Origin of the sequence: Denitratisoma sp., assembly GCA_032027165.1 — a bacterium.
Lineage (GTDB): Bacteria > Pseudomonadota > Gammaproteobacteria > Burkholderiales > Rhodocyclaceae > Desulfobacillus.
Window position 1 is genome coordinate 593,197 of sequence record JAVSMO010000001.1, and the last position, 26,443, is coordinate 619,639.

The window sequence follows — 26,443 nt, forward strand, 5'->3', positions numbered from 1 at the left end:
GGTGGGACACGATGGACGACAAGGAACAAATCACCACGCTGGACAAGTTCACCGCCCCGATCTGGGGGCAGGAGATCGAACTGCAGCAGGTCGAGTACCTGGCCGGCGGCACGCCCATGCTTCGCCTGCGCATCCGCGAGAAAAAGCGCTTCACCATATTCGATATAGACGCTCAGACGGCCGCCCGCTGGGCAAAAGCCATGCAGGACTGGGCCGACAAGCAGTCATGACCGTCATTGACGTCAGCTTCGAGGTTCGTTGCGAGTGCCTGCCGCGCGACTACGGCTACGCGCTGTACCGCGCCCTGGCCGACACGCTCGACTGGCTGGAAGAAGACGCCCTCGCCGGCGTGCATCCCCTGCACGGCACCGCCACGGCCGACGACAGCCTGTTTCTCGGCCGCCGCGCGCGCCTGATGCTGCGGCTCCCGGCGGAACGCGCCGAGCAGGCGCTGGCCCTCTCCGGCAACCGGCTGGCGCTGGGCAGCGGCCTGGAGATCGGCCCGGGCCGCGTGCGCGAGCTGATGCCCTACGCCACGGTGCATTCGCATTTCGTCAGCACCGGCAGCGCCGACGAGGCCGAATTCCTCGGCCTGGCGGCGGCGGAGCTGCGCGCGGCGGGCCTGCCGGAGCGGATGATTTCCGGCAAGGCGCACGTCATGGACACGCCCGGCGGCGAGCTGCGCGGCTTCAGCCTGCTGCTGCACGGCCTGACGCCGGCGCAGTCGCTGGCCGTGCAGGCGCGCGGCCTGGGCGAGGGACGCAAGCTCGGCTGCGGCATCTTCGTGCCGCACAAGTCGGTGGTCGCCGTCGGCGCCGACGAATAAAACGAACATCTTGAGCAATCTGGAGGAGAAATGAGCAAACCCACAGTCACCCTGGACATGAGCGGCCTGTCCTGTCCGGCGCCGCTGATCGGCGCCAAGAAGATCGTCGACGACATGGAGCCCGGCCAGTCCCTGCTGCTGGTCTCCGACTGCCCCGGCACCTCCGACGACCTGTTCGCCTGGTCGCGCCAGACCGGCAACGAGGTCGCGGTGAAGGACAAGATGGACGACGGCCGCACCGCCTACCTGGTCACCCGCGGCAGCGGCCGCAAGGCGGCGCCGAAGGCCAACGTCACGCTCGACATGCGCGGCACGAGCTGCCCCGGGCCCATCCTCGAGGCGAAGAAGCTGCTCGACGGCATGCAGTCCGGCGAATTGCTGATGCTGGTGAGCAACTGCCCCGGCACCCCGGCCGACGTCGACGCCTGGGTCAGGAACACCGCCCTGGAACTGGTCGACCGCGTCGAGATCGCGCGCGGCGCCTTCGAGTTCTACCTGCGCAAGAAATAATTCAACCAACCTGGAGAGGACCATGAGCTACACCATCAATGGCGAAGAGAAGGAAGTCGATGCCGACGGCTACCTGCTGGAACCGGATTTCAGCGAGGAGGCGGTGCAGGTCATCGCCGCGGCCGAGGGCATCGCGCTGACCGACGATCACTGGAAGATCATCAACTACATGCGCGACAAATATCGCGAGGACGGCCACACGCCGAACTTCCGCAACTTCATGAAGGACATGGCGGAGCTGATGCCGGAGGCCGACTCGAAGGTGATGTACGACCTCTTCCCGAAGGACGGCCCGGCCAAGCAGGCGGTGAAGGTCGCCGGCCTGCCCAAGCCCTTCGGCAAGGGCGGCTATTAAAGAGACGGCAGCCCTTCCTCCATAAAGCAGAACAAGACGACCCGGACAATGTCGACCACAACCAAAGGAGAAGCAGGATGGGAGATGCGTATCGCGACACCACGGCGCGCTGGATGACCGTCGGAGGCCGGGAGATCCCGGTCGACCCGGAAGGCTACCTGATCAACCTCGACGACTGGTCGGAGGACTTCGCCCGCGCCCTGGCGAAGGAGGAAGGCCTCGACCTTACCGACGAGCACTGGCAGATCATCCGGTTCATTCGCGATTACCACAACGAGCACCGCGTGCAGCCGCAGGTGCGCGCGATGATCGCCCACTTCACCGAAAAGTGGGGGGCGGAGAAGGGCAGCAACCACTACCTGCACGAAATCTTCCCGCGCGGCGGCCCGCAGAAGCAGGGCAACCGCCTCGCCGGCATCCGCCGCACCAAGGGCGAGCACTGATGGCCATTCGCATCCGCAGCCGGTTTCACGCCGGCGGGCGGGCGCGTGCGCCGGCGGAGCTTGCCAGCGTCGTCGCCATGCTGTCGTGGAAGCTGGCGATCGAATCGATCAAGCGCATGCGCGAGGCCAGGTTCGACATCGACCTCGGCCGGCCGTATTTCGACTACGTCGTCGAGACGATGGCCTTCCATGCGCATTACGCCGACCGCGTCGCCTTCGAAAAGCTGGGGCCGGAACCGCGCGGCGAGTTCACCACCGCGCTGGCGAAGCGCATGGCCGAGGCCATCGAGGACAACGCCGACATGCTGCTGGCCGCGACCGAGCCGGGCGCCTGCCGCCGGCACTTCCTCGAGGTCTTCAACGCCGCCGGCGCCGACTACGCCGAGTACGGCTGCGACGAGAAGGGCCCCGACTTCGGCTTCCGCCGCGCCTACGCCGCGCGCGTGCGCGAGGGCATGCCGGAGAAGGACAAGAACTGGGTGTACGACCAGGTCATGGAGATCGAGGCGCCGGAAGGCGTGCAGGCGATCAGGAAGACCCTCGACGGTCTCTTCGGCGGCGGGGAGAAGCCCGCCCGCCGCGCGCGCGAAGGCCTGTCCGGCGAATGATCGTTCCCGCTCATTTCGATCCCGACAACGCCACGGCCTACGCCGCCTGGCGCGGAGCCAAGCTGGCCGCCCACCCGCGCCGCCTCGAGGACCTGCTGGTCGAGGTCGCCGATCCGCGCCGACTGACTTTTGCCGAGCGCGGGGCGCTGCTGGCGCGCTGCGGCGTCGCCAACATGGCGCTGTATGCCTCGAGCACCGGCAACGATCCCGACAAGGACATCCCGCGCCTGCTCGGCCGCCAGCTCGGCCTGGAGAACCTCGACGCCAACCTGCTCGCCGACGACGACGGCATCTCGCCGCTGGCGGTGGCGCCGGCCGGCACGCGGACCGAGTTCATCCCCTACACCGACCGCGGCATCAAGTGGCACACCGACGGCTACTACAACGCGCTCGATCGGCAGATCCACGGCCTCATCCTGCACTGCGTGCAGAGCGCCGAATCCGGCGGCGAGAACCGCCTGATGGACCACGAGATCGCCTACATCCTGCTGCGCGACGAGAACCCCGATTTCATCCGCGCCCTGATGGCGCCGGACGCCATGACCATCCCGCCGCGGCTGGAGGACGGCGCCGTCGCCCGCGCCGCGCAGCCGGGGCCGGTGTTCGCCGTCTATCCCGACGGCCACCTGCACATGCGCTACACGGCGCGCACCGTCAGCATCGAGTGGAAGGCCGACGACCTCACCCGCGCCGCCGTCGCCGCGCTGGAACGCCTCCTCGCCGACGACGCCGGCCCGTACGTCTTCCGCGGCCGCCTCGAGCCGGGCATGGGCCTGGTCTGCAACAACGTCCTGCACGACCGCGCCGCCTTCAGCGATTCCGAGACGCGCAAGCGCCTGCTCTACCGCGCCCGCTACTTCGACCGCATCGTCGACGCGCCGTCCCGCGCAGACTGACTTTCCATGCAATCCGCCCCGCGCGAAATCGTCACGCCCTACCGGCCCATCCCGCTCGAGGTGCCCGAGGGCATGAAGCCCAACGAGTTCTTCAACTCCGCCGAGAACCTCGCCGACCTGGTGCACAACAACGGCCTGCTCGACAACCCGGAGGGGCTGCTCTTCTACCGCAAGGCGATCGGCCACTCCAACCTCTTCGACGGCTCGATCATCTACAACACCTCGCAGCGCATCCTCGACCCGCTCGGCCGCCCGGTGCGCCGCACCCAGGTGCCGGAGCCGGTGCGTCACGTCTGGAACCGCATGAACCGCATCGCCATCGAGTTCATGCTCGAGTGCTATCCCGACCCGGCGCGCCACCTCGTGCTGGCCGGCGAGGCCAGCCTCGACGCCACCTGGCCGCTCACCGCGCCCGGCGTGCCCTCGATCCGCATGCTGCACAACCACTTCATCGTCTTCGACAAGGACGACCTCGCGGCGGCGGCCCACGCCGATCCGGACAATCCCAACCTTACCGACGGCGGCCAGCACTCGCTGTTCCAGGCGCACATGCGCGAGGCCTACCGCGCCTTCTTCGCCGGCCTGGATTTGAAGCTGCTGGCGCCGTGCGAGCGCGGCGAGTGCCGGCTGGCGCTGACCGGCTATCCGCAGGGCCTGCCGAGCTGGGAGGTGAAGGGCGGCGCCGCCGGCCTCGGCGAGGTGCGCTTCTGGCACGAATACGACATGCTGCTGCAGGGCTTCCTCGATTTCTACCGGACCTTCTTCAGCCAGGTGTCGACGCGCAACGCGCCGATGCTGCCGGACCTGCATTTCCCGGCGCTGGTCGAGGAGCGCCTGCTCTTCGACAATGATTTCCTGAAGACGGCGAAGATGGTGCGCGAGCGCTGCATCAAGGACGCGCGCTACGCCAACGCCATCCGCTGGCAACCCGCCTTCAAGCAGCTCATCTACCGCAACGACGAAGGCAAGCTGATCGTCACCATCAGCCAGAACTCCATCGGCAACGCCATCACCGAGCTGCTCGGCGTGGTGGTGAAGCGCGTGCCCGACGCCGACGCCTATGCGCGCGCCGAACCGCAGCTCATCGCGCAGCTGCTCGAACTGCGCCGCCGCTTCGTCGAGGCCGACCTCGGCGAGGGCATCGCCACGCCGTTCTGGCCGGCGCACTAGCGCCGCCGGCCGGACACAATCCCTTACAAACTTTACAAAACGCCTGTCGCCTCCAGCGCCGGATGGGCGTTAAATGGGGCATGCGCATTGCGCCGATTCCGGCGTGCGCCGAAAGGAGAACGCACATGAACACCAGCAGATCGACCCGCATCGCCCTGATCGCAGCAGCGGTGTCCTCCCTCACCCTGTCCGGCTGCGCCGTCGCGCCGGCATCGAACGGCTATGTTTACTACGAACCGGTGATGGTCGCGCCGCCGCCGCCGCGCGTCGAAGTCATCGGCGTCGCGCCCTATCCGGGCTACGTCTGGATCGGCGGCTACTGGGGCTGGAGCGGCCGTGCCCATCACTGGGTGCCAGGCCGCTGGGAAGCGCCGCGTCCGGGCCACTACTGGGAGCCGCACCGCTGGGAGCCGCAGGGCAAGGGCTGGCGCGAGCGTCCGGGCCAGTGGGCGCCGCGAGGCAAGGAATGGCGCGAACCGCCGCGGTCGCGCGACCCGCACGGCAAGGACACACGCGAACCGCCGCGGCCGCGCGATCCGCACGGCAAGGACGTGCGCTGATCGCCCGGCCGCAGCGGCCTATTTCTCCTTCTTTCCTTCCAGCAGGGCTTTCAGGTCGGCGAACGGCGAGTGGGTGGCGATGCTGCCGCCCGCCTTGCCGTCGCTGCTGCCCGCTTCCAGACGCCGCTGGTGCTCGTTGTCGTGGCAGTAAAGGCAGAGCAGCTCCCAGTTGCTGCCGTCGGGCGGGTTGTTGTCGTGGTCGTGGTCGCGGTGGTGCACCGTCAGCTCGCGCAGGTTGGCGCGGGTGAACTCGCGCGCGCAGCGGCCGCAGATCCACGGATAGATCTTCAGCGCCTGCTCGCGGTAACCCTGCTCGCGCCGCTCCGCCGCACGGCGGGCTTCGAGGACGACGCGGTCGAGGCGGCTGGGGTCGGTGGGCTTCATGGGAGAAAAGTCAGTCGGTGCGACACGGCGATGATACGCCAGCGGCTTGACTAGAATAATATTCTAGAATAATGTTCTAGCCATGCCGGCACCCCCGCCCCTCATCGACCTCGAAACCTCGCCCGACCGCAAGTCGGCGATCCTGCTGGCCGCGCTCGCGGTGTTTTCCGAGAAGGGCATCGAGGCGACGACGATCGAGGACATCCGCCAGCGCAGCCAGTCCTCGGTCGGCAGCATCTACCACCATTTCGGCACCAAGGAGGGCATCGCCGCCGCGCTGTTCGCCTACGGCATCGACGACTACTGGGCGCGGCTGATCGCCGGCGCCGAGGGAAAACCGAGCGCCGAACGCCTGATCCACGGCCTGATCGCGGCGCACATCGGCTGGATCGCCGAGAAGCCCGAGCTGGCGCGCTTCCTGTTCGCGCGGCGCCAGGCGGTCGGCCAGGCCTACGACGAGGCCATCCGGCAGCGCACCGCCGAACACTTCAAGATCCTGTTCGAGCGGCTCAAGCCCTGGTTCAAGCAGGGGGTGCTGCGCCGCCTGCCGGCCGGGCTCTACGCGCCGCTGCTGATGGGCCCGGCGCAGGAATATTCGCGGCAGTGGCTGGGCGGGCGCATCGACATCGAGCCGCGCGCCGCCATCCGCGAACTGAGCCAGGCCGCCTGGCGCAGCCTGGCCGTCGACCCCGAACGCACTGCCTGAAAGGCCGACCATGACCCCGACCCGCCTCGACCTGGAAACCCACGACGGCCCGCCGCTCGCCGTGTATTGCCACGAGCCGCCCGTGCCGTCCCAGCCGCCGCGCGCCGGCCTGGTGATCGCCCCGGCGATGGCCGTGCCGCAAGCGTTCTATGCCGACTTCGCCGCCTACCTGGCGCAGCAGGGCTTCCGCGTGTGGACCTTCGACTACCGCGGCATCGGCGAATCCTGGCGGGGTCCGATGCGGCGCTGCACCGCCGACATCACCGACTGGATCGTGCGCGATTACGATGCGGTGGTGCGGCACGCAGCCGACACGCTGGACGGCGCGCCGCTCTTCGCGCTGGGGCACAGCCTCGGCGGCCAGGCGACGCCCCTGCTGCCGTCGATCGACCGCCTCAGCGGCCTCGTCAACGTCGCGGTCGGCAGCGGCGCGGCGCGCCACAACCAGCCCAAGGTCCGGCGCTCGGCGCCGCTCCTGTGGTACGTGCTGGGGCCGACGCTGTGCCCGACCTTCGGCTACTTCCCGGGCAACCGCATCGGCCTGCTCGGCGACATTCCGCGCCGCGCCTTCTACCAGTGGCGGCGCTGGTGCCTGACGCCCGACTACATCCTGAGCGGCGAGCCCGGCGCGCGCGAGGCCTACGCCCGCGCCCGCTACCCGGTGCTGGGATTGACCTTCACCGACGACGAGCTGCTGCACGAGTCCGGCTCGCGGCTGCTGCACGGCGCCTACACCGGCGCGCCGGTCGACTACCGCGAACTCAGCCCGCGGCAGTTCGGCCTCGAGCGCATCGGGCATTTCGGCTTTTTCCGGCGCAGCCAGGAGAGGATCCTGTGGCCGCTGGTCAGCGCCTGGCTGCAAGACAACAGCGCGGCGGCGCTGCGTTGAACAGGCTCTAGGCGAACTTCGCGCCGCGCTCGGCGAGCAGTGCGCGCAGCACCGAGCGGTGGCAGTGCGCCTCGTCCTCGCAATAGCAGCCGACCGAGAAGTTCGCCGTGTGCGACAGGGCGGCGAGGAGGTCGAGGGTACGCGCCGCATCCGGCGCCGCCATCTCGGCGCGATACTTCTTCGCGAAGGCCGCCCATTGCGCCGGCGTCTGCGCCGACTGCGCGAACTTCACCGTCTCCGCGCCCGGCGACAGGTTGGGAAACCACACGTCGTACCAGTCGCCGCTGGCGAATTCCGACTTCGGCACGCCGCGCGGCGGCCGCCGCACCGTGCCGATGCGCAGGCCCTCGTCCTTCGCCCGCGGCGTGCCGAGCCTGACTACGCGCACGGCCATTGCGAGGCCTCGATGGTGTAGAAGACGTAGTCGAGCGCGACGCCGTTGAACTCCTTGCGCCCCTCGTGCGAGAAGCTCGCGCCGATCTTCTCGACGGCCTTGCGCGAGCGCCAGTTGTCCCTGCCGATGTCGAAGCGGACGACCCTGGCCCGGCGGAAGGCGTTGTCCAGCATCAGCCGCTTCATTTCGCCGTTGGTGGCGCCGCCCCAGTGGCTGCGGGCGAGGAAGGTGTAGCCGATGGCGATTTCCCCCTTGTCCGGGTCCCAGTCGTAATAGCGCGTCGAGCCGATGATCCGGCCCGTGGCGTTCTCGACGACCGTGTAGGCGCCGCCGGCCAGCGCGCCGGCGAAGAAGTTCTTCTCGAAGACCGGCCGCAGGTGGCGCGCCGGGTCCGGGTGCTGCGCCCAGATCAGCGGGTCGGAGGCCGCCGCATGCAGCGGCTCTAGGTCGTCGGCGCGCAGCGGCCGCAGGGTGATCGTCGCGCCCGCCAGCGTCGGATGGAGATCGGCCGTCCCTTTGCTCATGTCCTCATGTTCCTCATGCCCTCCGCAAAAGTCAGTCCCTGCGCCACGGCGATATTGTGCCTCTGCGCCCGCCCCTGCGGCTACAGGCCGCCGCGCAACCGGTTCAGCTGCCGGCGGTCGCGCTTGGTCGGGCGGCCCTTCGCGTCGGCCTGCGGCAGCGGAGAGAGCCGGCGCAGTTCCGCCGCCTCGGCGCGCTTGCGTGCGCCCTCCGGCGTTTCCCGGTAGAGCAGCCGGGCCTCGGCGGCGGGGCGGCGCTGGGCGTTGAAGCCCAGCACGTCCACCTCCCAGTCCTCGCCCTCGGTGCGGATGTGCAGACGGTCGCCCGGCTTCAGCTCCCGCGCCGGCTTGGCGGCGGCTCCGTTCAGCTTCACCTTGCCGCCGTCCGCCGCCGCGGCCGCCTGGCTGCGGGTCTTGAAGAAGCGCGCGGCCCAGAGCCACTTGTCCAGGCGCATCAGTGATGCGTGATGAATTCCAGGTCCGCGTCGAGGCCGGTGACGGCATCCAGCACCTGTTCGACGACCTCGACGTTGATGTCCGACCATTCGGCTTCGGGGTCGCCGGAGGTCGTCGCCAGGGGCGCCAGGTCGAAGTCGACGTAGGTGTCGCCGATCTTGAGGACGGTGATTCCCGAAGGATGCCGGGCGATCTCCCAGTCATCGGGCACTTCGAGTTCGGCATTTATCTTCACGACCAGTTTTTTCATCGGGTTTCCCGTTCAAAAGGGTACTGCGGAGAATACGACAATCGCCAGCGCCAGTGTAGCCGCGCCCAGCCAGAACGTGCGCTTCCGGTTGGCCTCGATGCGCTTGATGAGCTGCGCGTTCTGCTCGGCGAGTTCCTTGATGAGTTCGGAGGAGGCGAGCATCTGCTGGTTCAGGTCGGACACCGCGGCCTCCAATGCGGCGACGCGCGCTTCCAGCGCCTCCAGGGTGAGCGGTTCATGCGAGGCGGCCGGTTGTGCGCCTGCCGCAGCCTCGTCCGCCGCGCGCTGCTTGCCCACCGCATTCCACAGCTTCCTCGCGCCCTCGGCGACCTTCGGCGCATTCCGGATGACCTCGGTCCAGGGGACGCTCTTGAGGATCGTCAGCCAGCCGATTGCCATTCGTCTGCCTCCTGTGGCGCTGAAGGGGCCCGGTTAAAGCCGGGCTTTGCCGGGGTGAAAAGTCAGTCGCTGCGGGACGGCGTATTAATGGCGGCTAACCAGTGGAAATTGTTCGGGATGGAAGAGGGATTCGACGGCCAGGTCGACGTCGAGGTCCGGCCAGTAAAGGTGGTGGCTGGTGGGGAGCTGGACATTCACCAGCTTGCCGATCGGGGCGTCGCGAAACCACGGAAACTGCTCGAAGGGCAGAAACACCTCCTTCTCGCCGAGCAGCAGCCAGAAGCCGTGCTTCGAGACGTTGGTGACCTCAACCGCCGAAATGTCCTTGCCAAGCGCTGCGGATGTCATGTTCGTGCTCCTGAACCAGGCGAAGCGTTTCGCCGATCTCCCTCTGCGACAGGCCGTAATTCTGCGCCAGTTCGACGACCGGCTCAATCCAGAACTTTGCCTCTCCGTTCGGGCCCATGACGTGAATGTGCATCCTGGGCTCTTCGCGCGAGAAGAAGTAGAAACGATAGCCGCCTGCGCGAAATACGGTCGGGCTCATGGGGAAATCATACTCCTCGCTAAGGCTGGCAGCTTTCCGACCTGAAAGTCAGTCTGCGCGGGACGGCGTTGTCCGTCGTTGCGTGCTACGAGCTTGATTGGCCCAGCTGCCGCTGTATGGCGGTTACCTTGCTTTGAAACTCGGGCAAGACTTTTACGACAGTGCTCCAGACGATTTCCAGGTTGACTGTGACGTAGCCGTGGATCAGCCGATTCCGCATGCCCGAGATGTCGCCCCATGGCACGTCGGCATGTCTGGCCTTCAATTCCGGCGTCAATTTGGAAACTGCCTCGCCGACGATCTCCAGGTTCCTGATCACGCCGTCCTGAATGAGTTCGTCGCCTAGGAAATTGCTTTCGCTCTTGCCCTTCGTGTACCGGAAAACCTTTGCGATGGCGTCCTGAATATGGTCGAGGTAGTCCGCATCGCGCATCGGATTGCTCATAGCGGCCTGGCTTCCTGCAGCACGACCTGGCGGAATTTAGGGGGAAGATCGCCCGCCGTCAGCACATCCACCGGCACGCCCAGTTCCTTCTCGATGGCCGACTGGAGCCGAGCCATGTCGAGCAGCGTGGTGCCCTTGGGGACGTCCACCAGCAGATCGAGGTCGCTTCCGTCCTTATCCTGGCCGTGCAGGACCGATCCGAAGACGCGGACGTTCCCGGCCCCGATGCTGGCGGCCAGTGCCAGGACGGCGTCGCGGTGCTTGCGCAGGGACTCGGAGGGTTTCATGGCGTGGTTTTATCCTGTCGGAGAGCCGATTCTATCCCGGTCAATGGTGCAGGAAAAGTCAGTCTGCGCAGGACGGCGCCGTCAGCGCCGGTATTCGCGCACGGCCGGGTTGAGGCGGTCGATGTCGGCCTGCACCTGCTCGCGACTGCGCTCGTAGACGATCTCGCGCCCCATCACGCTGCCGGCGTAGGCCAGCCCATTGCGCGTCGGCGACAGCTCGCACTTCATGCTGTGCTGGCCTTCGCCGATCACCACCGTGATGCCGGTCGCCCGCTTGTTGAAAACGACGACGTCCATGGTCTGGCCGGATTGCGTGACGCGGACTTTGATTTTTTCAGTGTTCATCTGACGGCTACCTCGCTTTGTGACGTTGCTTACGCCTTGCAAATTTAATCGACCTCGACCCCTTTAGTTACTTTCTTTTGTGCTTCATCTGCGTCACTCTGGCAACGTAGAACGCGAAGCGGCCATCACCTCAGGGACCTTCTTCTCCGGTATGTCGTGACCGACATCCACAATCCGGACGCCAAAGCCTTCTATATCGCCTTTACCGTGTCCAGTGTATTCAGCTGTGCACCAAAGAACCGCGCATGCATGAAGCACACCGCCCTTCGAGTTGAAAGGGCAGTACAGTTGTTCGGATGTGGACCGGATTAGCATCCATGGCTTCTCGTGGTACCTCCAAATCTGGGCATCGCTCTTCTTGCACCAGACCAAGAGCTGATCGTCATATAGACGCTGCGCCTGCTCACTTGAAAGTTCGAACTTCCTATTGAGGAAAGAGTCCTTCATTCCCCGAACCGCGCCGACCAAGCCGCCAACGAGGCCCATTGCCCCGATCACGTCGAGCGCCGCACTCCGCTTCTCATCTCCTTGGATCAGCACAAGGTGACTATGGCACAGGAACAACGTGTTCCGTTCCCCCATCCACTCAAAACCCTTGGGGAAGGCGCGCCTGCCCACGAATGGAAGCCACCAGCGATTCTCTGGCGGTCCGAACGAGAGCAGGCTGGCTTCGCCGGCTGACCGAACGGTCGGGGAGCTAACAGAGTCAACCGCGCTGGTCGAAGTACCACACTTGAAGCAGAACTTGTCATCTGACGAAAGCTCAGTTCCACACTGCCTGCAGAACATCAGCAACCCCTCTTTGATGAGATCCAGCGTTAAAGGTGTGGGGCGCGTGCGTAGACGGCAAGCGAAGCTTGCTGGCGGAGCGTTCCTCTCGGCCGTGGGTTGGCGTCATTCTTCAATGGCCTGCCAATGGCCACACAGCTCGCAGCTACCACCACGCATTGGCACCGTATGCTCATCGCACTTGTCGCAGCGGGTCGGATAATCTCCCTTGGCCCGCAACCTGGCTTCAAGCCTTGCACCATGCGCCTTAGCAAACTCCCACAGTTCATTAAGGAGCATTGTCCAAATGCCTTCTGACTTAAACTCGTCGGAGAGATTAACCTGTAGTTCGCCATGGGCAAAGTCAATAGCAAAGCTTAAGGCATGCCCAATGATAATCTTGGCCTCCTTTTCTGACGCCCGCCACTCATAGTGCTCGATGGCGTTGCGCGTTGTTCGCAGGGACTTCAAGTTTCGCTCGTCATTTGCCGAGAACTGAACGTTGCCAATGGACCTCAGTCTTGAGATGGCTGTGTCGACTGTCACCGTCCTTGCCTCCAGGCTCGGATACTTATCGACGTTCTCCCACACGAATGCAGGACTGACTTGGCGAAGACGCTCCTTTAGCAGAAGCTCAATGCAATGGGCGGACGCTGTAATCGAGTGCTTAAGGCGGGCGTGATCAGAGCCGATCTCCTTCGTTGCGATTAATTCGATGGCCTGACGCAAGGAATCCTTCGCATTGTTGAGCAAATCGAATTCGATATTCTTCGGAGCCTTCACGGTTACCTCTATGATGTCGGGGAATTGGGTGACGCGGACTTTGATTTTTTCGGTATTCATGAGGTCGCCACCACGCTTCAGGACTTTGTTTGCCTACGCTAAGAGTTTAATCAAGCCTGACATCTTTCGACCCTCAAATTTACTCATTCATACGCAACCCAGTGTCCTCTTTTCCCAAGGACACTAGACATTGCCTTAAATGCCTCATCTTCACTCTCATAATCTGTACCTCGCGCAACAGGGACTGTGTCGTTGGGGTGGTAAAAGTCAGGAATCTCAACAATCTCAAACGACCACTTTCCGCCATTCACTCCAGAAACCCAACCATCCCAATTATTGGCACTACTCCACCACGCAGTTTTCTTAAATTGTTGCATAGCGCCCTCTAGAAAAAATCTCCGCAGAAAAAGCCACAGGTCCGGGTGACTGCCGGGTTGGTGGACGGCGGCATAGGAGGGTTATGCCCAGGATGCGGGAACAGAAAGGGCGCCTTCCTTTTTAAATGTCTCAAGGACGAAGGGTTGAGCAAGTTTGTAGAGATCTAGAAAAGTGTAATCAGTCCCGGGTGTCGCACCTGCTTGGATTAGAGACTTTTCGATACTTTTGGCGACTGCCATGTAAAAGTCTTCGAGTGTGGTCTGGTCAATGGTTTCGTAGGCGCGGATAAGTTGAGTAGTCATTTGGAACTCCCAGAGAAGTTTGCGACGATGGACGCAAGCAAGTTGGCGGCTGCTGCAGAAAATAAAGTAGGGGGCATTTCGGTATATCGAGTAGGCAGGCCGCCGACCATAAACGATGCGCGGAGCCGGAGCGGGCCGGGACAAATGCTAGCAAGAACTTAAGACTCCCAATATGAAATGGATTTCCTAAATGACGGGAAAAATTCCACCACGGCTGAGGGTGGGGCGAAATCCTCGAAATAAAAAAGCCCCACCGGTCTCCCGATGGGGCTTTGTTTTTTTGCCATTTCGGCGATCAATCACTACATCACCCGCAAGCCCCCACCGCGCCGCAGGCGCTGCAGAAGTCGCAGCCGTCTTTCTTGATCACGGTGTAGTTGCCGCACTCCTTGCACAGGGCGCCCTGCATGATCTTCGGCGCGCTGGCTTCGCGCGGGGCTTCGAGGATGCCCATCTCGCGCGTCGGGTAGCCGTTCTCGTCGAGGATGCCGAGCATGGCGTAGCGGTGCATGATGAGGCGCGCCATGTAGGCCACGGTCGAGGGCCAGTTCTGCTGCTTGCGCGTGCCGGGCACGAAGGCCATGAAGTCGCCGAGCGGCTCGGGGTAGTTGAGGAGCTTCCGGAGCTTCATGCCGATCCAGGCCGGGTCCATCACGCGCATGTCGAGCGAGAGGATGTGCGAGAGGCCGTCGAGCGCGCGTGGGTAGTTGCCCGAGAGCCACATCGAGTAGGGCCGCGTCACGCCGTCGGGCAGGGTGATCTCCTTGAGGCCGAGCACGAAGTCCTCGCCCGAGGCGGGGTTCTGGATGTCCACCGTCCACGACAGCGTGCCGTCGGTGCCGGTCTTCGGCTCCTGCAGGCTGAACATGGAGTCGAGCACCGGGGTCGGCACCTTCTCGTCGAGGTTGCCGCAGAGCTGCTCGACGCGGTAGCGCACCACCTGCGCCACGGCGGCGACGACGCCGGGCATGCGCTTGTTCTCGCCGTGCGGCGGGAAGGGCATGTCGAACATCTCTTCGCCGCGGGTGCGGGCGAGGGTGTCGAGCTTGAGCTTGAGCCAGGCGCGGTCCTGCGCGCGCATGTCCATCGACAGCGTCTTGGCGACGGCGCCGAGGCCGCGCGGCTGCTCGGAGCCGTTCACCCACACTTCGAAGGGCACCGGCTTGGCGTTCTGCTCGATGTGGCCGACGAAGAGGGCGAACTCGCCGGCCGGCGTCTCGATCATGTAGGTCCACGCCGAGTTGCCGTCGGTCATGCGCGGACGGCCGGGCCAGCGCAGGCTGGCGAGCACCGGGGCCGGCAGGCTCTTGATGGCGAGGCGGCGGTTGGCGTCGCCGATCTTCACGTCCTGCGGCTGCTTCTTCTCGGTGCTGGCGCCGCCGTCGACGGAGAGCACCGCGCCGAGTACCTTGTTGGGCCGGTAGGTGGCGAGCCCCTTGAGGCCGGACTTCCAGGCCGCCAGGTAGAGGTGCTCGAAGTCGGCGTAGGGGTAGTCCTCCGGCACGTTCACCGTCTTGGAGATGCTGGTGTCGATGTAGGGGGCGACCGCGGCGACCATTTCCTCGTGCGCCTGCGCGGAGATTTCCAGCGCGGTGACGAAGTAGGGCGGCAGCTTGTTCATGTCGCCGCCGAGGTACTTGTACAGGCGCCAGGCGTAGTCCTCGACCGAGTACTGCTTGTGCGTGCCGTCGGTCATGCGCTTCTTGCGGGTGTAGGTCCACGAGAAGGGCGGCTCGATGCCGTTCGAGGCGTTGTCGGCGAAGGCCAGCGAGATGGTGCCGGTCGGCGCGATCGACAGCAGGTGCGAGTTGCGGATGCCGTGCTTGCGGATCTGATCCTTGATCTCGGCCGGCAGGCGGGAAGCGAAGTTGCCGCCGGAGAGATACAGGTCGGCGTTGAAGAGCGGGAAGGCGCCGCGCTCCTTGGCCAGTTCGACCGAGGCGAGGTAGGCGCGGTCGCGCATGAAGGCCGAGATCTCGGTGGCCTTGGCGCGGGCTTCCTGCGTGTCGTAGCGCAGGCCGAGCATGATCAGCGCGTCGCCCAGGCCGGTGAAGCCGAGGCCGATGCGGCGCTTGGCGTTGGCTTCCTGCTGCTGCTGCGGCAGCGGCCAGTGGGTGGCGTCGAGCACGTTGTCGAGCATGCGCGTGGAGAGTTCCACGACGCGGCCGAAGCCGGCGTAGTCGAACTCGGCCTTCTTGGTGAACGAGTGCCTGACGAAGCGGGTGAGGTTGATCGAGCCCAGGCAGCAGCAGCCGTAGGGCGGCAGCGGCTGCTCGGCGCAGGGGTTGGTGGCCTCGATGGTCTCGCAGTAGTTCAGGTTGTTGTCGCGGTTGATGCGGTCGAGGAACAGGATGCCCGGCTCGGCGTGGTCGTAGGTCGAGCGCATGATCTGGTCCCACAGCTCGCGCGCGCGCACCTTGCGGTAGACCCAGCTGCCGTCCTCGCGCTGGTAGGCGCCGGCCGCCTTGAAGTCGGCGGAGGGCTCGGCCTTGTGCGCCAGTTCGACGTCGCCGTCGTTCTCCACCGCCTGCATGAAGGCGTCGGTGACGCCGATGGAGATGTTGAAGTTGGTGAGGTCGCCCTGGTCCTTGGCATGGATGAACATCTCGATGTCCGGATGGTCGCAGCGCAGCACGCCCATCTGGGCGCCGCGGCGCGCGCCGGCGGATTCCACCGTCTCGCAGGAGCGGTCGAAGACGCGCATGTAGGACACCGGGCCGGAGGCGCGCGAATGCGTGCCCTTGACGAAGGCGCCGACCGGGCGGATCGAGGAGAAGTCGTAGCCGACGCCGCCGCCGCGGCGCATGGTCTCCGCCGCCTGGGAGAGCGCGGTGTAGATGCCGGGACGGCCGTCGACGACCTCGGAGATGGAGTCGCCGACCGGCTGCACGAAGCAGTTGATCAGCGTCGCCTGCAGGTCGGTGCCGGCGGCGGAATTGATGCGGCCGGCCGGCACGAAACCGTTCTCCTGCGCTTCGAGGAAGAGCTTCTCCCAGTGGGCGCGTTTGTCTTCCGCCTCGATGGCGGCCAGCGCGCGCGCCACGCGGGCGCGCACGTCATGCACGTTCTGTTCGTTGCCTTTGGCGTATTTCTCGAGCAGGACTTCGCCGGAAATCTCTTGTTCTGCAGGTAGGGTGTTGTCGTCGCGGAGCTTTGTCTCAGGATTGTTTGAAGACAGAGTTGTGCTCATCTGTTTTTTTCTCCGTAGTTCGGGTTGATTCTGACCGGGGATCAATATACTGCTTCGATCCGGTCATGTGAACAGGTTTTTAAAAAAATATATTTACGTAAAAACAATACCTTACTGAATTCTCTTGTGTAATCAATGAGAAATGCCCACTAGATATAGTATGTCGCACCGCACACAAGGACTGGCGCGGGTTTCCGGGCGGTTCTACCCCTGAAAACGGGGTTTTGCCGGTTCGTCGATGGCGTACAGGGCGGGCTGGAAAAGCTCGGGCTGGAGGGTGGCGTGCCCGATTTCAAAATCCGCGTTGAGCAGTTCCGTCAGCGCGGCGAGGATGCGCGGCCAGGCTTCCAGGTCGCGCACCACCACATGCGCGGAGAGCGCGGCCCGGCGCGAGGAGAGCGACCATATATGCAGGTCGTGCACCGAGACGACGCCGTCGACGGCGGCCATGCGGCGGCCGACTTCCGGCAAAGTCAGTCCCGGCGGCACGCCTTCGAGCAGGGCATGCACCGCCTCGCGCGCCAGGCGCAGGGTGGAGTAGAGGATCAGCGCGCAGATGAACAGCGAGAGCAGCGGGTCGGCCGGCGTCCAGCCGGTGAACTGGATGACCAGGCCGGAGGCCAGCGCCGCCACCGAGCCGAGCAGGTCGCCCAGCACGTGGAGCAGGGCGGCGCGCGTGTTCAGGGTTTCCTCGCCGTGCGCCAGCAGCCAGGCGACGCCGACGTTGACCAGCAGGCCGACGACGGCGACGGCCGTCACCACCATGCCCTGCACGGGGACGGGATGCAGCAGGCGGTCGACCGCGCTCCAGGCGATGCCGAGGATCACCGCCAGCATGAAGCCGGCATTGCCCAGCGCGGCGAGGATCTCGATGCGCTGCAGGCCGAAGCTGAGGCGGTGCGTCGGCGGGCGCCGCGCCGCCCAGGCGGCGGCCGCCGCCAGCGCCAGGGCCAGCGCATCGGTGAGCATGTGGCCGGCGTCCGAGAGCAGCGCCAGCGAACCGGCCCACCAGCCGGCGCCGGCCTCCACCGCGGCGTAGAGCAGCGTGACGCCGAGCGCCAGCGGCAGGTAGGCGGCGTGGCCGTGCGCGTGGTCGTGGTGGTGATGGGCGTGGTCGTGCGCCATGTTCACTGCACCAGCGCCGCCGCGTGCTGCGCGATCATCCATTCCTCGTTGGTGGGCAGGACGAGGACGTCGACCGGGCTGCCTTTCGCGCCGATGCGCGCGTCGTGGCGGGCGTTGGCTTCGTCGTCCAGCTGCACGCCGAGCCAGCCGGCCTGGCGGCAGATCCGCTCGCGCACCGGCGCGGCGTGCTCGCCGATGCCGGCGGTGAACACCAGCGCGTCGAGGCCGCCGAGCGCCGCCGCCAGCGAGCCCAGCTCGCGCCCGATGCGGTAGCAGAAGAGGTCGACCGCCTCGGCCGCCTCGGGGGCGGGGCTGTCGAGGAGCGCGCGCATGTCCTGGCTGATGCCGGAGACGCCGAGCAGGCCGGATTCCTTGTAGAGCAGCTTCGTCAGGGCGGCGGCGTCCATATGGTGGAATTCCATCAGGTGCAGCAGCACGCCGGGGTCGATGGCGCCGCAGCGCGTGCCCATCATGAGGCCGTCGAGGGCGGTGAAGCCCATCGTCGTGGCGACGCTCTTCCGTCCGTGCATCGCGCACATCGAGGCGCCGTTGCCGAGGTGCGCGACGACGACGCGGCCGTCGGCCTTCGCCCCGAGGTGCTGCGGCAGCACGCGGGCGACGTATTCGTAGGAGAGGCCGTGGAAGCCGTAGCGCTTGACGCCGGCCTCCGACAGGCGGCGCGGCAGGGCGAAGCGGCGCGCCCGCTCGGGCTGCGTCGTGTGGAAGGCGGTGTCGAAGCAGGCCACCTGCGGCACGCCGGGCAGCAGCGCCGCGAGGGCGCGGATGCCGGCGACGTTGTAGGGTTGGTGCAGCGGCGCCAGCGGGACGAAGCCGGCCAGCGCCTCGACGTCGGCGGGCGAGAGCACCACCGGCGCGGCGTAGCGGTCGGCGCCGTGCACGACGCGATGCCCGACGGCGGCGACCCGCCAGGCGTCGTCGTGCTCGTCGAGCCAGCGCACCAGGAAGTCGAGGCTGCGGCGGTGCTGCTCGTCGGCGGGCAGGCCGGCGAGCTCGGCGAAAGTCAGTTCCGCCAGCACGGCGCCGCCGGCATCCCTGGCCTTCAGCCGCGGCTGCGCGCCGATGCCGTCGAGCTCGCCGCGCAGCGCCGCCTGCGGCCGCACGGGATCGTCGCGCTCGAAGAGGGCGAACTTGATGCTCGAGGAGCCGGCGTTGATCGTCAGTATCGCGTCGGTCATTTCGCCTGCGCCTGCCTGCGTTTCGCATGCGCCATGAGCAGGGCGATGGCGCAGGAGGCGGCGCGGGTCTCGGCGGTGTCGGCGCGGCTGGTCAGCACGATGGGCACGCGCGCGCCGACCACCACGCCGGTGAGCAGGGCCTCGGCCAGGTACTCGAGCTGCTTGGCCAGCATGTTGCCGGACTCGAGGTCGGGCACCACCAGGATGTCGGCGCGGCCGGCCACGGCGGAGAGGATGCCCTTGGTCTTGGCGGCGACGATGGAGATGGCGTTGTCGAAGGCGAGCGGGCCGTCGAGCACGCCGCCGGCGATCTGGTTGCGGTCGGCCATCTTGCACAGCGCGGCGGCGTCGATCGTGCTGCGCATCTTCGGCGTCACCGTCTCGACGGCGGCAAGGATGGCCACCTTCGGCTCGACGATGCCGAGCACGATCGCCAGGTCGATGGCGTTCCTCACGATGTCGGCCTTGCACTCGAGGTCGGGCTCGATGTTGATCGCCGCGTCGGTGATGAGCAGCGGCTTCGGGTAGGTCGGCACGTCGGCGAGGAAGACGTGGCTGATGCGCCGCGCCGTGCGCAGGCCGGTGGTGGCGTCGACCACCGCGCCCATCAGCTCGTCGGTGTGCAGCGAGCCCTTCATCAGCGCCTCGGCGCGGCCTTCGCGCACCAGCGCCACCGCGCGGTCGGCCGCGGCGTGGCTGTGCTCGACGTCGATGACGGCGATGCCGGCGAGGTCGACGCCCTGCTGCTCGGCCACCGCGCGGATCTTCGCTTCCGGGCCGACCAGGGTCGGCACGATGAGGCCGGCCTGGGTGGCCTCGACCACGCCGAGCAGGGATTCGCGGTCGCAGGGGTGCACCACGGCCATGGGGATCGCGGCGAGCCCCTTGGTGCGGGCGAGCAGGTGCTGGTAGCGCGCCTCGCGGTCGAGGAGGGTGACTTCCGGCAGCTCGATGCGCGCGCGCTTGATCTTCTCGGTCGGCGCCAGCACCTCGGCCGTGCCTCGGATCACCGTCTGGCCGTCCTGGTTGGTGCACACGCAGTCGAAGAGGATGTGGTGGTTGTGGTCGAACTTGCGCGTCGCCGTCAGCGTCACGGTGATGGTGTCGCCGAGGCCGACCGGGCGCGAGAAGTGCAGCGTCTGGTCGATGTAGATGGTGCCGGGGCCGGGGAACTGCGTGCCGAGCACGGTGGAGATCAGCGCGCCGCCCCACATGCCGTGGGCGATCACCTCCTGGAACATGCTGCTCTTGGCGTACTCGGGGTCGACGTGGGCGGGATTGACGTCGCCCGACATGATGGCGAAGAGCTGGATGTCCTCCGGCTTGAGGGTGCGCACCAAGGTGGCGCTGTCGCCGACCTGGATCTCGTCGAAGGTGCGGTTCTCGATGTACTCCATGGCTTCCATGATGGCTTTCGGGTGGGTTGTTTGTTCCAATCTATGCCGCAGGGATTGCGAATACTTTGCGCTGCGTCAAGTTGTTCTCAGGCGCATGATAACCCCGCCATCTTGCCGCCGACGTTTAAACCCACATAGACTGCGGATATGTACGAGGGGATGAGCGACGAGGCGCTGATGCTGGCCTACCGCGACGGCGACGCCGCCGCGTTCGAGGCGCTCTACCGGCGCTGGCGCAGCCGCCTGTACCGCTATTTGCTGCGCCAGTGCGGCGCCGCCGCCCACGCCGACGAGCTGTTCCAGGACGTCTGGCTCAAGGTGGTGAATGCGCGCAAGGGCTACGAGGCGGCGGCAAAGTTCTCCACCTGGCTGTTCCGCATCGCCCACAACCGGCTGATCGACCATTACCGCGCGCAGGGCCGCGCCGAGATCGTCAGCTACGACGACGATCCGGAGGATGCCGACCGGGTCGCCGCGCTGCCGGCGGCGGCGTCGGCGCAGCCGGAGGCCATGTTCGAGCGCAAGGCGCTGGCGCAGGAACTGGTGCGGCACATCGGGGCGCTGCCCGCCGCGCAGCGCGAGACCTTCCTGCTCAGCGAGGAGGGCGAGCTGACGCTGGAGGAGATCGCCGCCGCCACCGGCACGAACCGCGAGACGGCGAAGAGCCGCCTGCGCTATGCCGTGAACAAGCTGCGCTCCGCACTGAAGGATCTGAAATGAGCGACGACATCCGCGACGAACAGCTGTCCCGCCTCTACCGCGAGGCCGGCGGCGCCGAGCCGGCGGCGGCGCTGGATGCGGCCATCCTCGCCGCCTCGCGCGCCGCGGTTTCGGCCGCGCCGCCGCGCCGCCGCGCCTGGTGGCAATCCTGGACGCTGCCGATGAGCATCGCCGCCTCGGTCGTCGTGACGGTGACGCTGACCCTGATGGTGCAGCAGGAGGAGGAGCGGGCGCTGAGCGAGCCGCCGGCAGTGCAGCGCGCGCCGGCTGCCGCCGTGCCGGAAAAATCCGATGCGGCCGACCTTGCCGCCAAGCCGGCGCCGCCGCCGGCTACCGCATTGAAGCAGGCGCCGGCGCCGCGCGAGGTGGAGCGTCCGCCTGCCGCTCCTGCGCCGGTTGCCGTGCCGAAGCCCGCCGAGGCGCCGCCCGCCGCCCCGGCGACAGCGGCGCCGGAAATGCGGCAGCAGGCCGCGCCTGCCGCCGATGCCGCCGAGATGCGCGCCAGGTCGGCGCCGCTGCGCAAGGAGGCGGCCGGCGCCGCCGCGCCGCGCACGCCGGAGCAATGGCTGGAGGAGATTCGCCGCCTGAAGCGGCAGGGAAAGGAAGGGGAGGCCGCCGAGGCCCTGGCGGAATTCAGGAAGGCCTATCCGGATTACCTGCTGCCGGAAGACCTGCGCTAGTCAGGTAGTCAGTTCGCCCTGTCGAGCAGGGCCATTTCCGCCTCGTGCGCGCAGTGGAACAGCGCCCCCTCGGGCGTCTGGATCACGTAGCCGCCGCCGAGGTGATCCCATTCCTCGGTCCGGAAGGCATCGCTGCTGACACCGTGGCCGATCATGTACACGATCTTGCCGAACATCACGTATCCGACGCCGACGACGTCGCCCAGGCGTATCTGTTCGCCGCAGGAATAGCATGGTTCCATCGAAGTACCTCCCCCTGGCAGTTTTTTATTTTGGAATCCTGCATCACCGTAGCACAAGTTGCCGGGTGGGGGAAGACACGCTTCCAGGATTCAGGGCAGGCAATCGCGGATGCCGCGCGCCACCGCCCGCGCCATGCGCGTGCGGCGGCCGTCCTGCGCCAGCAGCTTTTCCTCTTTCCGGTGGACGATGACGCCGGCCTCGAACAGCACGGCCGGCACCGTGGCGGTCTTCAGGACGACCAGGTTGTCGTAGTAGTGCGCGCCGGCGGTGTAGTCGGCCCAGGGCCGCGCCTCGCCCTCGATCGGCTCGGCGTGGTGGCGGGTGGGGACGAAGCCGGCGCGTCGCAGGGCGCGGCCGATGCGGGCGGCGCAATGCAGGCTGCGCGCCTCCTGCGGGTTGCGGCTGGAGATGAAGAGGGAATGGCCGCGGAAGCGGTCGCTGTAGGGCCGCGTCGCGCCGTCGTGCTCCCAGCGGCGGAGGTATTTCGGCTGGACGGAGTCGTGGTGGATGGACAGCAGCAGCTGCGTGCCGGCCGCCTGCGGCGCGCGGGCGCGCAGGTCGTCGGCGAGTCCGTCGGCGCCGATCAGGCGCACCGCGACGCCGGCCTTTTCCAGTTCGGCGGCGATGGCCTGCGCGAGCTTCAGATTGAAGTCGAATTCGGCAACGCCGCGCGCGCTCGTGGCGCCGGGCCGGGCATGGGAATGGCCGACGTCGAGGGCGATCGCAGGCGGGGCTGCGGCCGCACGCAGCGCCAGCAGGAGGAGGGCCGCCAGCGCCGGCAGGTGCCGCATCGAGGCGTCACTCCCCGCCGGCGGTGAGCTGCTGCACCCAGGCGATGGCTTCGGCGAGCAGGGCGCCGAGGCTGCTCAGGTTCAGGTTTCCCCGCCGCCCGAGCAGGCCGGCGGTGGCGTTCATGTCGTTGTCGTCGTAGCGCTCGATCAGCTCGAGCAGCTGCCCCAGTTCGCCTTCGCGGCGGGAGAGCGCCCGCCGCGCGTCGGGCGCGACGGCGATGTGGGCGAGGACCTCCGTCATGGGCAGGCCCAGCGCCGCCGGTATCAGCGACATCAGGCCGGTGATGAAGGCAAGGTCCTGCAGGTCCCGGCGCGTCGGGTGGAGTTTTTCCGCCACGAGTTCCATCAGGCGGCCGCGCAGGGCGGCGAGCAGCATCAGCGGATTGCGGCCGATGGGCGTGCCCGGGCGCGAGAAGAGCAGCAGCTGCAGCCAGCGCAGCAGCTGGCGCTGGCCGAGCACCGCGATGGCGTTGCGGACCGAGGTGATGCGGGAACTGAGCGCGCCGCCGACGCCGACCGAGTTGGTGAGCCGCAGCAGGTTCGCCAGCAGCGCCGGTTCGCCCTTGAAGGCGGCTTCGACGGCGGCGAGGTCGGCGTCCTCGCCGCCGAGCAGGTTGATGATGGCGATGAGGCCCTGCGTCGAGGGGTCGAGCTTGCGGCCCTCGATGACGACCGGCCGGGCGAAGTAGTAGCCCTGAAACAGGTCGAAGCCGAGCCTGGCGCAGTACTGCCAGTCCTCGGCCGTCTCGACGCGGCCGGCGATCATCCTGACGCGGCTGCCGCGCAGCGCCGTCGACAGTGCCTTGAAGGTGGCCGGCATTGCCGGATTGGCGTCGATCTTGGCGTAGCTCAGCATGTCGAGCAGCGGCGCCAGCCCCTCGCCGGCCTCGCCCGACCAGTGCAGGCAGAAGCTGTAGCCCTTGCCGCCGAGTTCGCGGCAGCGACGCAGGAGCGGAGCGCTGAAGTCGTGCACCGACTCGATCTCCAGCACCACCTGCTGCGGCGGCAGCAGCTCGACGGCATCGTCGAGCAGGAAATCCTCGCCGACGTTGATGAAGGCCTGCTGGGAGGTCAGGGCCGCCGAGAGGCCGAGTTCGGCAAACGCCGAGCACACCACGTCGGCGGTGGCCCGCGTCGGGGAGTCGATGTCGGCGCGATTCTGCGGGCCCGGGCGGAACAGCAGTTCATAGCCCATCGTGGCCTGCTGGCGGTCGAGGACCGGCTGCCTGCCGATGAAGACTTCCTGCAGCTGTTCAGTTTCGGTGGTCATCGGTCGCCGGCCCCGGATTCGTGCGCAAAAAAATTTCGAACAATGCAACCCCGCTTCCGGCCGCGCGGCGTTTGAGTGGACGCAACCCATTACAAGGAGATCGTCATGCGTTCATTCATTGCAATCTGCGCCGCACTGTGGCTCGCCGGCTGCGCGTCGGTGGCGGATGCCGGCCGCCTGGCCGAGGTGGAAGTCGTCAGCACTGCCACGGGCCGGAAACTGGAAACCTGGCGCCACGACGGGCGCATTTACATCGCCGGCACCCCCGGCGAGCGCTACGCGATACGGCTGGCCAACCGCGGCGGCGGCCGACTTCTCGCAGTGCTCTCTGTGGACGGGGTGAACGCGGTCACCGGCGAAACGGCGGCGGCGCGGCAATCGGGCTATGTGCTGGGCCCGTGGCAGTCTGCCGAGATCCGCGGCTGGCGCAAGAGCCTCGACGACGTGGCTGCATTCTACTTCACGGCGCTGCCGGATGCCTATGCCGCGCGCACCGGGCGGCCGGACAACGTCGGCGTCATCGGCGTGGCGGTGTTCCGCGAATACGTGGCGCCGCGGCCCGCGCCGGCGCCGTACGACGCGCTGTCGAAGCAGGCGCCGGATGCGGCGGGCAGGGGACGGGCAATGCAGGAGGAGGCCCGGCTGGGCACCGGCCATGGCGAGCGCCTGAACGATCCGACGCAGTACACGGATTTCCGCCGCGCCAGCGAGGCGCCGGCGGAAGTGCTGACGATCTACTACGACTCGCGCGCGAACCTGGTGGCGCGCGGCATCATCCCGCGAGCGCCGCGCTATGCGCACCCGCAGCCGTTCCCGGCTGGGTTCGTGCCTGACCCGCAGGGGTGAAGGGAATCAGGGCGAAGACCTCGCAGCCCGGGCATTGCTCGATCGGCTTGCTGACCCACAGGCGCAGCGGTCCGCTGCGCCGCTGCAGGTAGACCGAGACGCCGGGCTGGATGGTCTGCGCCGGCGCGATGAGGGCGGGACCGTCGCCGGCCGAAGGCAGCTTGGACAGGACGATGACGCGCACCGCCTTGACCTGCCTGCGGCCATCCTTGTCGATGCTCTCCGTGGAGACCATGGTCGGCATGCCGCCCGGCGCCAGGTTCTGCAGGCCGAGTTCCAGGCTCTGCAGGTCGCCGGTGACGACGCGCCGCGTCAGGCAGATATGCACCACGCTCTGGTCGCGCGGGCGCAGGCCGACGACCTCGCCGACGCGCACCGGCGCGGCGTTGCCGGCGATGTACTGCAGGGAAAAGCCGCCCGGGCTTTCGTTGCCGATGGCCCATTCGCTGGTGTCGATCTTCACCGGCAGCTCGTCGGTGCGGCGGCGGTTGGCCGGGCCGGCGAGGTAGGTCCACAGCGCATCGAAGCCGATGACGAGGTCCACGCGCGGCTTGAACTTCTGCCGGCTGAAGCGGCGCATCGGCGGCGCGCTCCACAGCCGGTGCAGGTTGCGCATCAGCGCCACGTACTGCGGCTGGCGCGCCGCCAGCGGCAGGCCGAGCCTGGCCGGCTCGATGCCCTTCTCGATGCCGCCGATCTGCCCCTGCAGCTTGGTCAGCAGGCGGCTGCAGCGCAGGACGAGGTCGCCCGACTCGACGGGCGTGTTGCCGACGCGCACCAGCGAGCGGCCGGCGCGGGAATCTCTGGGCTTGATGAGGAAGCAGGCATCGAACGATTCGTTGGCCTTTTCTGCGGCGGCGATTTCCTCGAGCTGGACGAATTTGGCGTGGCGTTCGACATAGAAGCGCACGCGCTCCAGCTCGCCCGGCGCGAGCTTGGTCGGCTCGGCGAAGTCGAGCAGCAGGGCATTCACGTAAACCTGCTCGGGGCTGGCGCCGGTGCCTGGCGGCTTGTGGGTGGCAAAGCCGCCGCTGCGGGCGATGCGGTAGAGCCGGTGCAGTTCCGACCAGGCCGACTTGGAGCCGCGCGCGTAGACGCGATAGGCGAGGTCGAGGCGCTGCGCCTGGAACTCCATGGCGCGCAGGGTGGCCAGGCGCAGGGGCTTGGCCAGGCCGAGGCCGATCCACTTCTGATTGATCTCGTCGGCGATGCCGGCGTAGCAGGCGGCGAGCGTCTTGAGCAGGGCGTTGGTGGCGAGAAACACCAGTTGCACCTCCTGCTCCAGGGGCAGCGGGCTGGCGGCCAGCAGCTTTTCCACTTCGCGCACGAGGCGGCGGACGGTATCCAGCGAGGCCTCGAACAGCCTGAGCCGCGTGCTCCGGCTGTTGGTGCCGCGAAAGCGCTGCAGTTCATTCATCAGCGCCTGCGCGGCGACGCCGGGCCGCTCGAAGGGCAGGGTGGCGAGCCACGCCTGGAAGCGCTCGGGGTCGAGCGCCTCCGCGTTGCCGCCGGGCGAGAGCATGCCATTCAATTTCATGGGCCAAGGATGTCATAAGCCCGGCGGCCGTGCCAGCGCACTAATTCACGCTCGCATGCCGCTCGTCGCGTCGTGGATACCGTCCGGGCCGCGAGGCCGGACGAGACCGCGGCCCGTTTCCCGCCCATCCGACCTGTATAACGTAAATAATTGAAACATAAAGATAAGCACGCAAATCGCAGTGGCAAGTTGCTTTCCGGTCAGACAAGCCGAGCGGTCAGGTGTC

Annotated in this window: 36 protein-coding genes; 14 read left to right on the forward strand and 22 right to left on the reverse strand. The window is 67.0% G+C overall.

The genetic code is table 11. The features are described 5' to 3' along the window. The first annotated feature begins 11 nt into the window (after positions 1 to 11). The 9 genes from ROZ00_02810 (at position 12) to ROZ00_02850 (ending at position 5,368) form a co-directional block, all read left to right on the forward strand. Complete coding sequence (locus ROZ00_02810) at positions 12 to 230, forward strand: hypothetical protein (protein MDT3735136.1); 219 nt, start codon at positions 12 to 14, stop codon at positions 228 to 230. After that, on the forward strand, positions 227 to 826 hold the full coding sequence (cas6, locus tag ROZ00_02815) for a type I-MYXAN CRISPR-associated protein Cas6/Cmx6 (GenBank protein MDT3735137.1): 600 nt from the start codon (positions 227 to 229) through the stop codon (positions 824 to 826). The genes ROZ00_02810 and cas6 overlap by 4 nt, the downstream gene beginning before the upstream one ends. A 30-nt stretch (positions 827 to 856) precedes the next feature. Further along, the gene (locus ROZ00_02820; GenBank protein ID MDT3735138.1) at positions 857 to 1,336 is read left to right on the forward strand and encodes a sulfurtransferase TusA family protein; all 480 of its coding nucleotides are present in this window, start codon (positions 857 to 859) and stop codon (positions 1,334 to 1,336) included. Positions 1,337 to 1,358: 22 nt separating this feature from the next. After that, positions 1,359 to 1,691, forward strand: a complete 333-nt coding sequence (locus ROZ00_02825) for a TusE/DsrC/DsvC family sulfur relay protein (protein MDT3735139.1) — start codon at positions 1,359 to 1,361, stop codon at positions 1,689 to 1,691. A gap of 77 nt (positions 1,692 to 1,768) precedes the next feature. Continuing rightward, positions 1,769 to 2,134, forward strand: coding sequence for a TusE/DsrC/DsvC family sulfur relay protein (locus ROZ00_02830; GenBank protein ID MDT3735140.1), 366 nt, complete (start codon positions 1,769 to 1,771; stop codon positions 2,132 to 2,134). Next, positions 2,134 to 2,742, forward strand: coding sequence for a hypothetical protein (locus tag ROZ00_02835; protein ID MDT3735141.1), 609 nt, complete (start codon positions 2,134 to 2,136; stop codon positions 2,740 to 2,742). The genes ROZ00_02830 and ROZ00_02835 overlap by 1 nt, the downstream gene beginning before the upstream one ends. After that, a complete protein-coding gene (locus ROZ00_02840; GenBank protein MDT3735142.1) occupies positions 2,739 to 3,638 on the forward strand; it encodes a TauD/TfdA family dioxygenase in 900 nt (299 codons plus the stop codon). The genes ROZ00_02835 and ROZ00_02840 overlap by 4 nt, the downstream gene beginning before the upstream one ends. A gap of 6 nt (positions 3,639 to 3,644) precedes the next feature. Beyond that, on the forward strand, positions 3,645 to 4,808 hold the full coding sequence (locus ROZ00_02845; protein MDT3735143.1) for a hypothetical protein: 1,164 nt from the start codon (positions 3,645 to 3,647) through the stop codon (positions 4,806 to 4,808). 125 nt (positions 4,809 to 4,933) lie between these two features. Next, positions 4,934 to 5,368 carry a YXWGXW repeat-containing protein gene (locus ROZ00_02850; protein MDT3735144.1) on the forward strand — a complete coding sequence of 145 codons (435 nt, stop codon included), beginning with the start codon at positions 4,934 to 4,936 and terminating at the stop codon, positions 5,366 to 5,368. 18 nt (positions 5,369 to 5,386) lie between these two features. Here ROZ00_02850 and ROZ00_02855 read toward each other — a convergent pair whose 3' ends face one another. Then, complete coding sequence (locus ROZ00_02855) at positions 5,387 to 5,752, reverse strand: YajD family HNH nuclease (protein ID MDT3735145.1); 366 nt, start codon at positions 5,750 to 5,752, stop codon at positions 5,387 to 5,389. Positions 5,753 to 5,834: 82 nt separating this feature from the next. Here ROZ00_02855 and ROZ00_02860 point away from each other — a divergent pair, with 82 nt between their 5' ends. Beyond that, entirely contained in the window at positions 5,835 to 6,458 is a 624-nt protein-coding gene (locus tag ROZ00_02860; GenBank protein MDT3735146.1) for a TetR/AcrR family transcriptional regulator, read from the forward strand. Between the two features lie 10 nt (positions 6,459 to 6,468). Continuing rightward, the gene (locus ROZ00_02865; GenBank protein MDT3735147.1) at positions 6,469 to 7,347 is read left to right on the forward strand and encodes an alpha/beta fold hydrolase; all 879 of its coding nucleotides are present in this window, start codon (positions 6,469 to 6,471) and stop codon (positions 7,345 to 7,347) included. 7 nt (positions 7,348 to 7,354) lie between these two features. Here ROZ00_02865 and ROZ00_02870 read toward each other — a convergent pair whose 3' ends face one another. The 17 genes from ROZ00_02870 to ROZ00_02950 all read right to left on the reverse strand — a co-directional run bounded on the left by ROZ00_02870 (position 7,355) and on the right by ROZ00_02950 (position 20,169). Beyond that, positions 7,355 to 7,741, reverse strand: coding sequence for a DUF488 family protein (locus ROZ00_02870; protein ID MDT3735148.1), 387 nt, complete (start codon positions 7,739 to 7,741; stop codon positions 7,355 to 7,357). Beyond that, entirely contained in the window at positions 7,726 to 8,265 is a 540-nt protein-coding gene (locus ROZ00_02875) for a GNAT family N-acetyltransferase (GenBank protein MDT3735149.1), read from the reverse strand. The genes ROZ00_02870 and ROZ00_02875 overlap by 16 nt, the downstream gene beginning before the upstream one ends. A gap of 80 nt (positions 8,266 to 8,345) precedes the next feature. After that, on the reverse strand, positions 8,346 to 8,717 hold the full coding sequence (locus ROZ00_02880) for an RNA-binding S4 domain-containing protein (GenBank protein ID MDT3735150.1): 372 nt from the start codon (positions 8,715 to 8,717) through the stop codon (positions 8,346 to 8,348). Then, on the reverse strand, positions 8,717 to 8,968 hold the full coding sequence (locus ROZ00_02885) for a hypothetical protein (GenBank protein ID MDT3735151.1): 252 nt from the start codon (positions 8,966 to 8,968) through the stop codon (positions 8,717 to 8,719). The genes ROZ00_02880 and ROZ00_02885 overlap by 1 nt, the downstream gene beginning before the upstream one ends. 12 nt (positions 8,969 to 8,980) lie before the next feature. Further along, entirely contained in the window at positions 8,981 to 9,367 is a 387-nt protein-coding gene (locus tag ROZ00_02890) for a hypothetical protein (protein MDT3735152.1), read from the reverse strand. 84 nt (positions 9,368 to 9,451) lie between these two features. Continuing rightward, positions 9,452 to 9,715 carry a DUF2442 domain-containing protein gene (locus tag ROZ00_02895; GenBank protein ID MDT3735153.1) on the reverse strand — a complete coding sequence of 88 codons (264 nt, stop codon included), beginning with the start codon at positions 9,713 to 9,715 and terminating at the stop codon, positions 9,452 to 9,454. Then, on the reverse strand, positions 9,675 to 9,914 hold the full coding sequence (locus ROZ00_02900; GenBank protein ID MDT3735154.1) for a DUF4160 domain-containing protein: 240 nt from the start codon (positions 9,912 to 9,914) through the stop codon (positions 9,675 to 9,677). The genes ROZ00_02895 and ROZ00_02900 overlap by 41 nt, the downstream gene beginning before the upstream one ends. A gap of 85 nt (positions 9,915 to 9,999) precedes the next feature. Then, entirely contained in the window at positions 10,000 to 10,359 is a 360-nt protein-coding gene (locus ROZ00_02905; GenBank protein MDT3735155.1) for a DUF86 domain-containing protein, read from the reverse strand. Then, positions 10,356 to 10,646, reverse strand: a complete 291-nt coding sequence (locus ROZ00_02910) for a nucleotidyltransferase domain-containing protein (protein MDT3735156.1) — start codon at positions 10,644 to 10,646, stop codon at positions 10,356 to 10,358. Before ROZ00_02910 ends, ROZ00_02905 begins: the two co-directional genes overlap by 4 nt. Positions 10,647 to 10,727: 81 nt before the next feature. Beyond that, positions 10,728 to 10,991 (reverse strand): hypothetical protein, encoded by a 264-nt coding sequence (locus ROZ00_02915; protein ID MDT3735157.1) that lies wholly within the window; start codon positions 10,989 to 10,991, stop codon positions 10,728 to 10,730. Positions 10,992 to 11,084: 93 nt separating this feature from the next. Continuing rightward, on the reverse strand, positions 11,085 to 11,609 hold the full coding sequence (locus ROZ00_02920) for a hypothetical protein (protein MDT3735158.1): 525 nt from the start codon (positions 11,607 to 11,609) through the stop codon (positions 11,085 to 11,087). Positions 11,610 to 11,885: 276 nt separating this feature from the next. Continuing rightward, entirely contained in the window at positions 11,886 to 12,602 is a 717-nt protein-coding gene (locus tag ROZ00_02925) for a hypothetical protein (protein ID MDT3735159.1), read from the reverse strand. 398 nt (positions 12,603 to 13,000) lie between these two features. Further along, the gene (locus tag ROZ00_02930; protein MDT3735160.1) at positions 13,001 to 13,222 is read right to left on the reverse strand and encodes a hypothetical protein; all 222 of its coding nucleotides are present in this window, start codon (positions 13,220 to 13,222) and stop codon (positions 13,001 to 13,003) included. A 307-nt stretch (positions 13,223 to 13,529) separates the two neighbouring features. After that, on the reverse strand, positions 13,530 to 16,412 hold the full coding sequence (locus ROZ00_02935; GenBank protein ID MDT3735161.1) for an adenosylcobalamin-dependent ribonucleoside-diphosphate reductase: 2,883 nt from the start codon (positions 16,410 to 16,412) through the stop codon (positions 13,530 to 13,532). A 204-nt stretch (positions 16,413 to 16,616) separates the two neighbouring features. Beyond that, on the reverse strand, positions 16,617 to 17,579 hold the full coding sequence (locus tag ROZ00_02940; protein MDT3735162.1) for a cation diffusion facilitator family transporter: 963 nt from the start codon (positions 17,577 to 17,579) through the stop codon (positions 16,617 to 16,619). Then, the gene (locus ROZ00_02945) at positions 17,540 to 18,733 is read right to left on the reverse strand and encodes an acetate/propionate family kinase (protein ID MDT3735163.1); all 1,194 of its coding nucleotides are present in this window, start codon (positions 18,731 to 18,733) and stop codon (positions 17,540 to 17,542) included. Before ROZ00_02945 ends, ROZ00_02940 begins: the two co-directional genes overlap by 40 nt. Next, a complete protein-coding gene (locus tag ROZ00_02950; protein ID MDT3735164.1) occupies positions 18,730 to 20,169 on the reverse strand; it encodes a bifunctional enoyl-CoA hydratase/phosphate acetyltransferase in 1,440 nt (479 codons plus the stop codon). The genes ROZ00_02945 and ROZ00_02950 overlap by 4 nt, the downstream gene beginning before the upstream one ends. Before the next feature lie 120 nt (positions 20,170 to 20,289). Between ROZ00_02950 and ROZ00_02955 the strand changes: the two genes are divergently transcribed. Further along, positions 20,290 to 20,850: an RNA polymerase sigma factor gene (locus ROZ00_02955; protein MDT3735165.1), complete on the forward strand. Its 561-nt coding sequence runs from the start codon at positions 20,290 to 20,292 to the stop codon at positions 20,848 to 20,850. Further along, positions 20,847 to 21,530 (forward strand): hypothetical protein, encoded by a 684-nt coding sequence (locus tag ROZ00_02960; protein MDT3735166.1) that lies wholly within the window; start codon positions 20,847 to 20,849, stop codon positions 21,528 to 21,530. The genes ROZ00_02955 and ROZ00_02960 overlap by 4 nt, the downstream gene beginning before the upstream one ends. Before the next feature lie 8 nt (positions 21,531 to 21,538). Here the strand turns inward: ROZ00_02960 and ROZ00_02965 are convergent, their stop codons facing one another. The 3 genes from ROZ00_02965 to ROZ00_02975 form a co-directional block, all read right to left on the reverse strand. Next, the gene (locus tag ROZ00_02965) at positions 21,539 to 21,772 is read right to left on the reverse strand and encodes a hypothetical protein (GenBank protein MDT3735167.1); all 234 of its coding nucleotides are present in this window, start codon (positions 21,770 to 21,772) and stop codon (positions 21,539 to 21,541) included. A gap of 90 nt (positions 21,773 to 21,862) precedes the next feature. Continuing rightward, complete coding sequence (locus ROZ00_02970) at positions 21,863 to 22,564, reverse strand: N-acetylmuramoyl-L-alanine amidase (protein ID MDT3735168.1); 702 nt, start codon at positions 22,562 to 22,564, stop codon at positions 21,863 to 21,865. A 7-nt stretch (positions 22,565 to 22,571) separates the two neighbouring features. Then, complete coding sequence (locus ROZ00_02975; protein ID MDT3735169.1) at positions 22,572 to 23,834, reverse strand: EAL domain-containing protein; 1,263 nt, start codon at positions 23,832 to 23,834, stop codon at positions 22,572 to 22,574. A 105-nt stretch (positions 23,835 to 23,939) separates the two neighbouring features. Here ROZ00_02975 and ROZ00_02980 point away from each other — a divergent pair, with 105 nt between their 5' ends. Next, positions 23,940 to 24,680: a hypothetical protein gene (locus tag ROZ00_02980; GenBank protein MDT3735170.1), complete on the forward strand. Its 741-nt coding sequence runs from the start codon at positions 23,940 to 23,942 to the stop codon at positions 24,678 to 24,680. On the opposite strand, the gene ROZ00_02985 is transcribed toward ROZ00_02980, so the two are convergent. Further along, positions 24,607 to 26,217 (reverse strand): hypothetical protein, encoded by a 1,611-nt coding sequence (locus ROZ00_02985; protein ID MDT3735171.1) that lies wholly within the window; start codon positions 26,215 to 26,217, stop codon positions 24,607 to 24,609. The two genes, ROZ00_02980 and ROZ00_02985, sit on opposite strands and share 74 nt — an antisense overlap. Positions 26,218 to 26,443: the final 226 nt, after the last annotated feature.